A 13471-nucleotide genomic window follows, 5' to 3' on the forward strand; every position below is an offset into this window, starting at 1 on the left:
AATGCAACGAAAACGCTATAATACTGAATTTTCGAAAAGAAGTGGTAATAAATTGGCCAATGAATTTGATTTAACAACTTTACCTTTCGCTCCCATAAAATATATTTCTATGGGTTGGCTCTGTTTAATTTCATATTCTGCAATGGACTGTCGGCAAGCGCCACAGGGAGGAATTGGTTTATCGGTAACTTGGTTTTGAGATGAAGCCGTTATTGCCATTTTTAAAATTTTGGCTTTCGGATATTTGGCGCCTGCATAATAAATGGCTGTTCGCTCTGCACATAAACCTGAAGGGAAACAAGCATTTTCTTGATTGCTACCAATAACCTCTATACTATTGTCGAGTAAAACAGCTGCTCCAACATTAAATTTTGAATATGGTGCATAAGCATTTTCCCTTGCCTCAATTGCAGTATGCATTAAGTTTTGAATTGCTTTAGGAAGCTCATTAATATCGTCATAGACTTGTAATGTTGTTTCTATTTTGACTTCCTTCATATACTTAGTTTTTACTTTAGACAAAAAAACTATTGCTTTAAGAAACAATAGTTTTGATGAACTCTTTTAGACTTTTTTGCTAATAGAAAAAGTTTAAACGAGTTCAATATATAAATTTAGTAATAAATTCTAATACTCATCGTATTCGCCATCACCAAAATTAAATGTCAGAGAAAAACGTAATGTATTTTCTAAAGGACTCTGAATTTTGGAAGCAGAAAATAAATAAGATAAATCAAGACCAATTGTAGTGTATTTAAAACCTGCACCTAAAGCAAAAAACTTACGTGCACCTTTATCATCTGCTTCGTTGAAATAACCTGCTCTAAATGCAAAGTTGTCTTGGTAGGTATATTCTGCTCCTAATGCCCAAGTAAACTCTCTTAATTCTTCACTGAAACCACCTGGTGCATCACCAAACGATTGGAACACGCCACTTAAGAAACTCACGTTTGGATCTTGACCACTAAGTATAACATCTTGTTCAGAAGCCGCTAATTGAGCATCGTCCTGAAAATCTCCATCATCTGGATTAAATACGCCATCCGGTGTTCCGTCTGGTCCTCCAACGTCCGTAAAAACAATTCTATCTCCAATAATTGGAGGTGTAGGCACTAAATATTTAGAGACCTCGGCAGACACGCCCAATTTACTGTATTGATCGAAAATAAAATCAAATCCAGCACCTAATCTAAGATTGGTTGGCTGAAATACTTCTTGGCCTCCATCGTCGTACTTAAATCTTGGTCCTAAATTCTGGATGGCAAAGCCCAATCTCCAACGGCCATTAAAATCATTATAAGCTTCCTCTTCACTTTGATAATACCCAGTGATGTCTGCACCAAATGTACTACCTGGTTGTGCATTGGCATCTACTTGCCCTATTCTTAAGGCCGACCTCATGTAACGTAAAGCTACAGCCATAGCAAATTGATCACTTAATCGCAAGGAATAGGCGGCGTCAATAGCAAACTCATTTGGTTTTACAGCTACACCAGGATCATTAGCATCTTGGGTCAGCACTATTTCCCCTAAAGAAAAATACTTAAGACTTGCAGAAAATGCACTAAATTCATTCAATCGGTTAAAATAAGTAAGGTAACTCAAAGAGATATCATTTACCAATCTCGTTAAATAAGGGGTATAACTTAACCCCACACCTTGCTTGGCCTCAGAAAAAGCATATTTTGCAGGATTATATTGTTGCGAAAATCCATCAACAGAAGTTGCCACTCCCATATCACCCATGGAGGCAGATCTTGCATCTGGTGAAATAAGCATAAACGGTAAACCTGTTGTAATTACTCGACTATCAAAAGTGCTTGGGATTTCTTGAATGGTATTTTCTTGAGCAAATGATGAGCTAATTGTAGCAAAAGCCATTACGGCTAAGATGTGTTTTTTCATGTTTAATTATTGTGGTTTTAACACCAATTGGGTAGTTTAAAACGTTTGCAAATATAAATTATTATTTAAACTTTTTGTTTTTGCTTCAAATTCAATTTTATTTCATCTTGATTTTTCAAAATAAAAAAATATTTAAAGCATTTTATAGTATCACCAATTTTTGAATCTTTTCAACTTGTTTATTTAAACGGTTAGATTTTACTTTTAGTTTATAGACATACACTCCTTTTCCGATTTTATCACCAAAATCGTCTCTTCCGTCCCAAATAATGCTTCTAGATAATGATGAGGACCCGTTAGTACATAACTCATCTGCACCTGTTTGTCCGTTTATGGTTCTAACCAACTTGCCTGAAACTGTAAATATTTGAACTGAGATATCCAATGGCTCCGAACTGTTGTGATTAAACCAAAACTCAGTATAATTCACAAAAGGGTTTGGGTAATTTAGAACATTGTTGATTACCAATTCTTCATCTTCATCAAAGACCATAAATTGTATTTCTGCCGTTGAAGAATTATTATAAACATCCCAAGCTTTTAAGGTCAGTGTATGCAAACCTGGTTCTAAGTCTCTAAACGGGTAACTGACTACGCCATTGGTATAATCATCGACATTGGCTTGGTAATAACTATTCAACACGACTGGATTGGTTTCGTCACCATCTAAAATTGCGGTAATATCATGGCCAATTCCACTAGCCGTATTAATCCCATTCTCATCTTGAAGTTTAGCCAGAAAGGTTGGTGATTCGTTTGTTATACCGCCAGAAACGAAGTTTTCGTCGTTCATAAACAAATTAATGATTGGCCCAGTGTTATCTGCAGGTGCATCTTCGTTGATGCCTCCTACTTTGATATCAAAATTTGCTCCAGCCTGATCCGAAAGCGGATTTTCGGTTTGGGCATAAAAGCTGACCTTACCTGTACCTATTGGAATGCCAATATCCCTTGGCACCACAAAATCGAATTCAAACAAGCCATCAACAACACTCGCCTGTCCTTTGAAGATGACTTCTCCTAGAGTCGTAAAATCCATTATTATCGCATCGCCACTTGTGTTCGTTGCACCATCATTTCCTAAGGTTTGCCTATCGATCCGTTTATCAAAAACCGTCGCAGTTAATGTACCATTATAATTAGACAACAGATTACCGTTAGTATCGACGACTTCACCCGCCATTTTCGTGTAACTTAGAGCTTTGAGCGTGTCAATAGGCTGTGTAATTTGTACATCATTTACCTTGGTTAATCTAATATTTGGTTTTGCAAAAGCTAATTTCATAGCAGGGTCTCCAATAAAAAAGACCAATCGTTTTTGGAGTGAACCAGCAACACTATTGTCCGCTTTTGTCAGTCGCAACGCTTCAGAAATCGCTGTATTCTCATTAGAACCGAAATTAAATAAATAATCATCTAGCGCATTATTGAAATTTCTACCAACGCCAAGTTGTATTTGTCTGGTGGTAGTAATTAAACCAATAGATCCACCATTTTTATTCCAAAATGTAAATTCACCTGCCGTATCCCTGTTTGGATCATCGAACTTGGTGTATTCACAGGTTACCGTAACAAACAAATTGTACTTGCAAATATTGTTAACTTCCTGAGAATCGAACTTATCAAAAATTCTTTCTTGTGCAAGCCCATCTTCACCACCATGACCAAAATAATTAACCACCAGTGCGCCAACTTCAATAGCATCTTTGATCGCTTTATTAACCTTAGGGTAACGATTACCAGCTGCAGAGGATTCCTGTTCATAAGCATCAGAATGAATTTTAGCAACATTTAGGAACGTTTTTTCGACATCTAAAGTGGTTCCTAAATTGTCTGTAGTTTCCTGTAAGGCAGACTCATTGGCATCATCAACGTCATCAGAAACAAGCACAATATTGTTTCTCCAGCTTCCATAAGCTTCAGGTTGGTAATAGGATTTTATTTTATCTACCATTTCTGAGGCGCGCTGTGCATCTTCCGCCAAAATTCTACCGACTGCAACATCCATGCGATCACCATTTGTCATTCCACCTTCATTAGCATCTAACATGGCATAAAAATCATCGGACACAAAAGAACTGGAAAGACTAAAACTTGATTTGCTGTACCATGACGGCACTAAATTGGTATTGTTTCTTAATCTATTCTTATAATCGTAAGATCCATCACCAAACAAGCAAAGGTATTTCAACCTTTTGCTGGGTACACTGGCATTGTCATATACATATTTAATAAAGTTTCTAAGCGCAGCAATATCTTGACTTCCCGTACTAAATTCGGTATAAATGCTTTCCAGATCCACAACCTTTACAACCAAATTGTATTGATCCCTATTTACTTGAGCCAACCTCTCGGCTTGTGACAACAATTGTGAAGGAGACAAAATGATATAATCGATATCTTCAAATTGTCCTTGTGCATTGTTGAAAATAGTGCCCTTTAAATCTTGATTAGCAACAGAAGATCGCGCATCTTTTATCGGTTGTAAAAAACTGGAATTGGAAAATGCCAAATAGATTCTTTCCTCACCTGACTGCGCTTTAAAGTCTATGGTATTCGCATTAGCTGTATTTATAGTACTCCTTATATTAAAGCGATCTGTAATATCCCATATTTCAGAAACCGAAGAGGTATTTGCAATGTTGTATTCCGCAATACCTGGCGTTGTATTTACATCAGTATTTTTGAAAACCAACTGACCGCCATCGAAAATTAAGTTTCTTGTAGCATAAATATTGATATAATCCAAAAACGCATTTGCCGAAGGATTTCCACCATTGCTATAATCCAAGGTTACCGTAATTTCATCTGAGGTTATATTTTGTTGTCCTGGATAGGTTCGTTCAGTGGCCAAAACCGAACCTGGATTAATTGTGCCTAAATTCAAAGTAGAAACCTGATTACCATTTATTGTAATTCCCATGGTAGAACCAGGCGATTCCGAAATAGAACCCACCACAATTTTAAAATCCACAGGAACCGTAGTTACTAAGTTTGGAAAATCAAATTCGTAAGTACGTTGGTTTTCAACATCAAAATCGTCACCAAACCATTTACGACCTAATTTGGCGAGGTTGTATTCATCAACTTCATAAAACTGGTAATCTTGAAAGGTATTAATTTGAATATCCGCAGCTGCATTAATAGTAGGCATCGGCTGAATACGCTTTCCAATTCCCGAACTTATATTGACGTAGTAATATGTTTTATCGGTATATAAATTTATATTGGTTTCGCTTTCCTCATTATACGTTTTAGGACCTTCGCCATAGAACAGAATATAATCGTTATTGTCAAAACTTCCGTCCTCTTCACCAACAAATTTTACGGCATTTTCTACCACATCAAAAGGGTAATTGGCTGAATTTTCTAATGGTAACATTCGTCCACCATTACCATAAATTTTAATAGTTCTTGGATCTACCGCATTGGTATTAATGCCCAAACTGCCTAAAAAACTTTTAGATAACTGATAGACACCAGATTCTTCTATGTAAAAACGATACCATTGTCCTGTACTTAAAACAGAACTTGTAATTTCGTTCACTCCTCTGGCACTATTTGCAGATCTACCAGAAACGAAGCTATATTTTAAAATGAAATTCGTTATTTTTTTATAGGTGCCTTTATCTTTTATAATAGGACTTATTTCAAAATAAGTCGCTCGCTTACCTCTGGCGTTGGTGTTCTTTAACTTATACTTAGGAGAATTTGGGATCAATTCAGGATTTAAATCCTTTAATTCCGCACTAGACATAGTTTGGTAAGCAACATTGATTAATTGGACAGAACTCTCATCTATTGAACTCCCTTGGCTTTCCCATTGCGCAAAATACGTTAATCCACTACTATCATTATAACTAAAATGATCAGCATCAAAAGCAGGCACTTCAATTTTACTATACGTTGTTTCTAAAATCTTACTTCCGCTCCAATTGATGCTAAATTGTTTTTGTTGTCCAAAACAAAGCATTGTAAATAATAGAAGAGTGATTAAATAGTAATTTTTCATGTATTGATTTTCCCTTTTTAGTCTCAAATAACAGCTGAACCTTATCCTTATTTTTATAAAAACTAAATTTTACAGTAGAATAACGCCTATTACAGTACGATATTATGACCTCACAATTTTTATTTCAAAAATACAACAATAATTCATTTCTACCCTCGTTATTAAAGAGCGAAATACACCGACAAATTGAAAAATATCCGTTGTTATGTTCAAAAAAAAGGATGAAATGCACATTTTTTTGCATTTAGACGCAAAAAAAAGTTGTCAGTTTACCTTTAATTGTTATATTGCGGGTCTAAAATTAAACGAGCTTACTTAAACGTATGGATATGAAAAATGTCTCAAACCTAAAATTTCTAATAGCAATAACGCTTTGCGCTTCAATTGTAAGTTGCAATCGTTCTTCTAATTCTGGCAACGTAGATAGTGCCACAGGCTGGAAAATCAACGATAAAAATGGTGGTTTTCAGTACAACACTCAATTTAAAGAACAGGAGACACCTCCTGGAACCGCTTTCATAGAAGGTGGAACTTTTACAATGGGTAAAGTAGGTGATGATCCAATGCATGATTGGAATAACACGCCCAACCAGCAACACATCCAGTCATTTTACATGGATGAAACTGAGGTGACTAATATTAACTACACATTTTACTTAGATTATCTAAAAAATGTATATCCACCAGATGATCCTAATTTCGCCTTAATATATAAAGGTGCACTTCCAGATACCTTGGTATGGAGAAATCGCCTAGGATACAATGAAATGATGACGGAAAACTATTTACGTCATCCAGGTTATGCAAATTATCCTGTGGTAGGTGTGAGTTGGATACAAGCTGTTGAATATGCTAACTGGAGAACTGACCGTGTCGCTGAAATGGCTTTACAAGAAGCGGGTTACATTAAAAGAGATTCACATCTTACAGATGTAAGTGCGGAAAGCACGTTTAGCACTGACACCTATATTAACGCACCTTCGCAAACTTATGGTGGAAACACTGAAGTATTAGAAGGCGGAAAACGTAGACAACAGACAGATGCCGAAGGTAATCCAATAAACATTTATGCAAGTAGAGAAACTGGATTGATTCCTGTAAAATACAGACTACCAACCGAAGCTGAATGGGAATATGCTGCTTTAGGAATGAGTGAATTACGTCAGTATAATGTATATAGAGGGCGTAAAAAATATCCTTGGGATGGTCAATATACAAGATCTGGAAAGCGTGTAAATCGCGGAGATCAAATGGCTAACTTTAAGCAAGGTAAAGGGGATTACGGTGGAATTGCTGGTTGGTCTGACGACGGCGCTGATATAACAGCAGAGGTTAAAACTTATGCTCCTAATGATTACGGTTTGTATGATATGGCCGGAAATGTTTCTGAATGGGTTGCTGATGTTTACAGACCTATAGTAGATGACGAGTTTAATGACTTTAACTACTATAGAGGAAATGTATATACTAAAAATGCCATTAATGAAGATGGAACGGTAAAAATCGTAACCTCGGATGAAATTGTTTACGATACTTTGAGCAATGGTAAAATTATTGCTCGCGATTTACCTGGTGAAATTGCAAGAATACCTATCGACGAAGATGAAACCTACTTGAGAACCAACTTTAGCCAAAGTGACAACAGAAACTTTAGAGATGGAGATAAGCGTTCTTCTCGTTACTACAGAGAAAACTTTGAAGAAACCGAAGGTGAAAAGAAAAGTTCTACAGGAAAAATGTACAATTCTCCTAAGCATACTGTTGAGGTAGATTCTACTGAAGGCGAATTAATTAGAGAATATGACCAATCTAATAGCAGAACCTCATTGATCAATGACGAAGTAAGAGTTTACAAAGGTGGTTCTTGGAGAGATAGAGCATACTGGATTGATCCAGCTCAACGTCGTTATTTCCCACAAGATATGGCTACTGATGATATCGGTTTTAGATGTGCAGTATCTAGAGTCGGCTCTAAGACCAATAATGGAGGAAAAAGACGTAATTAATAATCGTTAAATAATATTTAGAAAAGTCCTGATAAATGTATCAGGACTTTTTTTATTTTTAAACCTATGAAAATAGAGGATATATATCAAAAATTTAAAATTTGTTCGGCAGTTTCAACAGACACAAGAAAACTGCAACAAGATTGCATGTATTTTGCTCTTAAAGGTGATAATTTTGATGGTAATAAATTTGCACAAAAAGCTTTTGATGGCGGAGCAAAATATTGTGTTATTGATGCTATAGAAGCTGCCATTAACCCTAATTGTATTTTAGTTGATGATGTATTGACCACACTTCAACAACTGGCGACTTTTCATAGAAATGCTATTAACATCCCAATTATTTCTTTAACAGGCAGTAATGGAAAAACGACCACAAAAGAACTTATTAATACGGTTTTAGCTTCAACTTACAATGTAAAATCTACCGTTGGCAACTTAAATAATCATATAGGTGTGCCATTGACCTTATTGAGCTTTAGTGAAAAATTAGACTTCGGTATTGTTGAAATGGGTGCTAACCACCAGAAAGAAATTGAATTTTTAAGTGGTATTGCACAACCAGATTACGGTCTAATTACCAATTTTGGAAAAGCGCATTTGGAAGGTTTTGGAAGTATTGAAGGTGTGGTAAAAGGAAAATCGGAATTATATGACTATTTAAAAGCACATCAAAAAACAGCTTTTATCAATACTGACGACGAAAAGCAAATGATCCAAATTGGAGATTACGCCAATGTCAATAAATTTGGAACGCATTTGGACAACGATTGTGTAGTAAAATTTGATAGTGCGAATCCGTATGTGACCATAATTTATGATGGTATTAAAATTGAAAGTCAGCTTATCGGTGACTACAACTATGGAAATATTGCCGTAGCAGTGGCTATTGGAACGTATTTTGATGTTACTTCTCAAAATATAAAAAAAGCCATTGAAAGCTATCAACCAGCTAATAACCGGTCTGAAATTATAGAAAAAGGCAGTACCAAGATTATTCTCGATGCTTACAATGCCAACCCAACAAGTATGTTGGCAGCACTCCAAAATCTTAAACAATTAAAAGCTGAAAACAAATATTTATTTCTTGGAGACATGTTTGAATTAGGTGCCGACGCTGAAAAAGAACATCAGGAGATCGTAGATGTTATACAACGTGATTTTGAAACTCATATTTATATCATCGGAAAGAATTTTTACAAAACCAACAGCAAAGAATCCACTCATAAGTTTTCTAGTTTTGAGGATTTAAAACCTATTTTAAAGGAGGTTAACCTTAATAATGCTACGGTTCTAATTAAAGGCTCGCGCGGCATGGCTTTGGAGCGTATTTTAGACTTTATTTAGAGCAATAAAATTGTTTTAAATATGTTATCAAACATAAAAAATCCGTTTATTATATAATAGACGGATTTTTAATAGCTCATTATCAGGTTGGATTCTTTATTGATTATAATTTACCATCCATCCAATGCCGTATTTATCTGTACAACGCCCAAAATAACCCCATTCTCTTTCTCTATAATTATGATGTATTTGGCCTCCTTTTGATAAGGATTCGAACAAATTTTTGCCTTCTGTATTATCAGTTACGGCAATACTCATATGGATTTGATTTCCGTTATTGAGAGGTGTATCTGGCGAAACATCATATGCCATAAAGTGCATATTTTTTCCTTTCAGTTCGGCATGTTGTAATTTATTTCTATAAGAGGAAGGAACATCTATTTTTTTATCTTCATAGGTTTGTCGATTTATTATTTCAGCATCAAACAATTCACTATAATAATCTAATGCTTCTTGACAGTTTCCTCTAAACGATAAATAGGCTTGTATTTTCATAATTTTAAATTTTTAATTCAATTATTTCTGAACTTCAATTTAAAATAATCAACCATTACACCTTAGCTGTTTTAAAACTTTTTATTGCTCATTTCCTTTTTGAAAAAAGGTTTTAAGAAATTAGACTGTAAAGCCAATCGTTTAGATTCTGTAAAAGTGTAAAAGTGAGACTCATATCTAAGTGTATTGTTAATTAGGGCTTAAACGCAAGTTTTTTTATAGCGTGTTTTGTAAACAAAAAAATCTACGCATATGCATAGATTTTTTTCTTGTTGTGGGTCATGCCAGATTCGAACTGGCGACTTCTACCCTGTCAAGGTAACACTCTGAACCAACTGAGTTAATGACCCTTTATTTTAACATTGTCTTCAAATTAGATTTATTGCACACCATTAATGAGCTTTTGAATCATATTACGACTTTTCCATTTTTTAATTTGCAACTCACTTTTTACAGCTTCTGATCGAGTATTGTAAGTCTCATAATATTTTATTTCCCAATCCTTGGCTTTGGCAGTATACCCCTTCTTACTCGATAAATGTCGTTCCAATCTACCATCTACTTCAATGGTTGACCCAACATAATATCTGTTTAGTTGCTCTGAAAATAAAATATATGTGTAAAATTTCATATCAAAACATGAAAGGCTTCCTTTTGAAGGAAGCCTTTGTGGGCGCAGAGAGATTCGAACTCCCGACCCCTTGGGTGTAAACCAAGTGCTCTGAACCAACTGAGCTATGCGCCCGATTTTTTTTATAAAACAGGTTTCGGTAAACCTGACCCTCCCGATGAAATCGGGATGCTCTGATCCAACTGAGCTACGCGCCCTCTAAATTGGATTGCAAATATAGACTAGTTTTTAATATCTCAAAAGGTTTTTTACAAAAAAAATAAAATTTTTATTCATGAATTTATCGTTTCAAAAATTAGACTACAAAAGGCATTATATTACAATCAAATTTCTACAATTTTGATATATTAGTATCAAACAGAATCCTATTGAAATATTACTCCTATATAGACAACCTTAATCTAACTATTGAAGAACTTATAAATTTATCTCCATATAAACTTAAAGAAATTATACATGAAGTAGACGCACTTGATTTAGAAAATAAAACCACAATACTAAGTGGTTTGCAAGATGCCGTTTCACGATCATATCATATAACAATAGAAGAAAATCCTTGGCTAAAGGACTTGTTTTTTAAGAAATTTCATCAATTAAAAAAATATAAAATTGAACTGTCTATTGAACATATTAACTATTTAAGTGGTTTTAAGCTTTTCATAGAACCCTATATAAAACATATACTTCCTGAACTAATTCACCATTTAATTGACAAAAATGAATTGAAGCTGCTATTTTATATTCTAGGTCAATCTGCTTTATTTTCTTATGCCTGTGAAAAGGATATTAAAAGTTTACTCACGAATAAAGTCAATTATGCCATAATCGATTTAGGCAAGAATCATATCGAAAATCCAGAACGAAACATTAATTACATAAAAAGCTATCATTTTTATGAAATTCTTAATTTATACGAACCTTACTTCAAAGGCGAACTTATAAAGCTTTACGACACCATTACCGAAGTATTTGAACAATTTGAAATAAATTCTAAAGATCCATTATTTAGGTTTGTCTCTCAAGCTCAAGTGGCTTTTCAAAAAAGCCAGATTGATGATGTTGCTACTAAACTATTCATTGACAATACTGCTGAAAATGCAAAAGAATATGCGTACAATTATTCTTCGGAAACAGAAATAGACACAGGCAAACATTCATTTCAAAGCAGTAGTTTGATACTTATTTTTGGAATTACCACTATTGCAGTTATTCTATCTATATTAACTTTTAATAAAATACAGCACTCAAATCAAGAATCCGAATTATCTCAAATAGAAAACTCGAGTACAAAAAAAGCAAGAACCACCTATGACAATCGCATCAGATTTTATTATTCCTTAAAACGAATAACCCATAGAACCCAAGAAATTGCCTCTATACCTGACAAAGCAGAAATTATACCTTTCTCTAACCCATATCCTAAAACCTTTAACATACTAAATAACGATACAATTATATCAAAAGGTTTAGATGTAAAAATTAAAAACAAAACAGGTTCTGATCTGATTGTATTTAAGTTGATTAATGGCAAAGATGAATCTATTTATATTCCGAAAGACAGAACTATTTTTGTATCGCTTAATCCATTAGATTCCATACTTTTCTATAGTGGCAATAGTTTTACAACATCTAAATTTTCACAATTTAGAGCACATACGCGTATTTCAGATATTTATAGGCTGCGCAAAATTGGTAGAGAAACGATTTCTGAAATAAGCGTAATGCCTACTGACACTATCACCAGTAGAAATGACAACACTATCCCAATGAAAAATATTGAAACCACTGATGACATTGAACTCACCAAATTGAGCCTTGACAATCTATACAGAGCTTATTACAGAAAATATGCTAATTAAATGACTTCTGCCACGACAAAAGTACTGCCTCCAACATAGATTAAATCGTTAAGCTTTGCATTGGATTTTGCTTGGGATAAAGCTTCAGAAACACTATAGAAAGATGCTCCTGATAATTGATGATTTTCGAATGCAAGCCTTAATGTTTCCGCCTCCAATCCACGTTGTACATTTGGTTTACAGAAATAATAAATAGCCTCTTTAGGAAGCATGGGAATTATTGAACCTAAATCCTTATCATTTACAACTCCAAAAACGATATGAAGCTGATTATAGGTTTCATTTTTAATTTGATTCAACACATAACTTAAGCCCTCCTTGTTATGCGCTGTATCGCAGATAATCTTAGGTTCGTTACTCAGAATCTGCCATCGTCCTTGTAAACCTGTATTTTTCACCACATTTAAAAGTCCAGTTTTTAAGGCTTTATTTGAAATTTTAAAGCCTTTAGTCCTTAAGATATTTACGGATTGCAAAACAGTTTTAATATTATGTATTTGATAAGCTCCTTTTAGGTCACTTTCCAATATGTCCTTTATCATTTCATCTGCAAAATAAATATCAGATTGTGTTTCTTGTGCTTTGTTTCGAAAGACCTTTTCAGTTTCAGGTTGTGTTTCCCCAATGACAACCGGAATATTCTTTTTAATGATTCCTGCTTTTTCTCCAGCAATCTTCTGAAGCGTATCGCCTAACATTTGAACGTGGTCGAAACCAATATTTGTAATAATTGATAACTCTGGTGTAATGATATTCGTAGAATCCAATCGTCCTCCCAAACCGACTTCAATCACAGCAACATCCACCTTTTGTTTTGCAAAATAATCGAATGCCATACCAACGGTCATTTCAAAAAACGACAATTGATTGGTTTCTAAAAACGTTTTATTTTGTTTGATGAAACCAATAACAGCTTGCTTAGTTATGACGTTTCCATTAATGCGAATGCGTTCCCTGAAATCTTTTAAGTGTGGTGAGGTATATAGCCCAATTTTATAACCTGCTTCTTGCAATACAGAAGCCAACATGTGGCTTGTAGAGCCTTTTCCATTGGTGCCAGCAACATGAATGGATTTGAATTTACCTTCAGGATGATTGAGGTGTTTCGCTAAATTTACGGTATTGGTTAAGTCCTTTTTAAAAGCGGAGTTGCCTTTATTCTGATACATTGGAAGCTGTTGAAACATCCAATTAACGGTATCTAAATAATTCATGG

Annotated in this window: 9 protein-coding genes and 2 tRNA genes; 3 read left to right on the forward strand and 8 right to left on the reverse strand. The window is 34.6% G+C overall.

Annotated features, from left to right (window positions below):
• Positions 1-15 precede the first annotated feature (15 nt).
• The 3 genes from HM990_RS14890 to porU form a co-directional block, all read right to left on the reverse strand.
• A complete protein-coding gene (locus HM990_RS14890; protein WP_178989861.1) occupies positions 16-498 on the reverse strand; it encodes a cytidine deaminase in 483 nt (160 codons plus the stop codon).
• Positions 499-627: 129 nt separating this feature from the next.
• The gene (gene porV / locus HM990_RS14895; protein WP_178989863.1) at positions 628-1905 is read right to left on the reverse strand and encodes a type IX secretion system outer membrane channel protein PorV; all 1278 of its coding nucleotides are present in this window, start codon (positions 1903-1905) and stop codon (positions 628-630) included.
• Between the two features lie 142 nt (positions 1906-2047).
• A complete protein-coding gene (porU, locus tag HM990_RS14900; RefSeq protein WP_178989865.1) occupies positions 2048-5917 on the reverse strand; it encodes a type IX secretion system sortase PorU in 3870 nt (1289 codons plus the stop codon).
• Between the two features lie 323 nt (positions 5918-6240).
• Between porU and gldJ the strand changes: the two genes are divergently transcribed.
• Together gldJ and HM990_RS14910 are read left to right on the forward strand one after the other, a co-directional pair.
• Complete coding sequence (gldJ, locus tag HM990_RS14905) at positions 6241-7923, forward strand: gliding motility lipoprotein GldJ (RefSeq protein WP_178989866.1); 1683 nt, start codon at positions 6241-6243, stop codon at positions 7921-7923.
• A 66-nt stretch (positions 7924-7989) separates the two neighbouring features.
• Entirely contained in the window at positions 7990-9270 is a 1281-nt protein-coding gene (locus HM990_RS14910; protein WP_178989868.1) for a UDP-N-acetylmuramoyl-tripeptide--D-alanyl-D-alanine ligase, read from the forward strand.
• Between the two features lie 96 nt (positions 9271-9366).
• Here the strand turns inward: HM990_RS14910 and HM990_RS14915 are convergent, their stop codons facing one another.
• The 4 genes from HM990_RS14915 to HM990_RS14930 all read right to left on the reverse strand — a co-directional run bounded on the left by HM990_RS14915 (position 9367) and on the right by HM990_RS14930 (position 10510).
• Entirely contained in the window at positions 9367-9765 is a 399-nt protein-coding gene (locus HM990_RS14915) for a VOC family protein (protein WP_178989870.1), read from the reverse strand.
• A 275-nt stretch (positions 9766-10040) separates the two neighbouring features.
• Positions 10041-10115: transfer RNA gene (locus tag HM990_RS14920), tRNA-Val, on the reverse strand.
• 29 nt (positions 10116-10144) lie between these two features.
• Entirely contained in the window at positions 10145-10396 is a 252-nt protein-coding gene (locus HM990_RS14925; RefSeq protein ID WP_178989872.1) for a GIY-YIG nuclease family protein, read from the reverse strand.
• A gap of 39 nt (positions 10397-10435) precedes the next feature.
• Positions 10436-10510 (reverse strand) — tRNA-Val (locus HM990_RS14930).
• A 254-nt stretch (positions 10511-10764) separates the two neighbouring features.
• Here HM990_RS14930 and HM990_RS14935 point away from each other — a divergent pair.
• Positions 10765-12255, forward strand: coding sequence for a hypothetical protein (locus tag HM990_RS14935; protein ID WP_178989874.1), 1491 nt, complete (start codon positions 10765-10767; stop codon positions 12253-12255).
• Here HM990_RS14935 and HM990_RS14940 read toward each other — a convergent pair.
• A complete protein-coding gene (locus HM990_RS14940) occupies positions 12252-13469 on the reverse strand; it encodes a bifunctional folylpolyglutamate synthase/dihydrofolate synthase (protein WP_178989875.1) in 1218 nt (405 codons plus the stop codon). The genes HM990_RS14935 and HM990_RS14940 overlap by 4 nt on opposite strands.
• Between the last annotated feature and the right edge of the window lie 2 nt (positions 13470-13471).

The sequence above is a fragment of the Winogradskyella schleiferi genome (assembly GCF_013394655.1).
GTDB lineage: Bacteria > Bacteroidota > Bacteroidia > Flavobacteriales > Flavobacteriaceae > Winogradskyella > Winogradskyella schleiferi.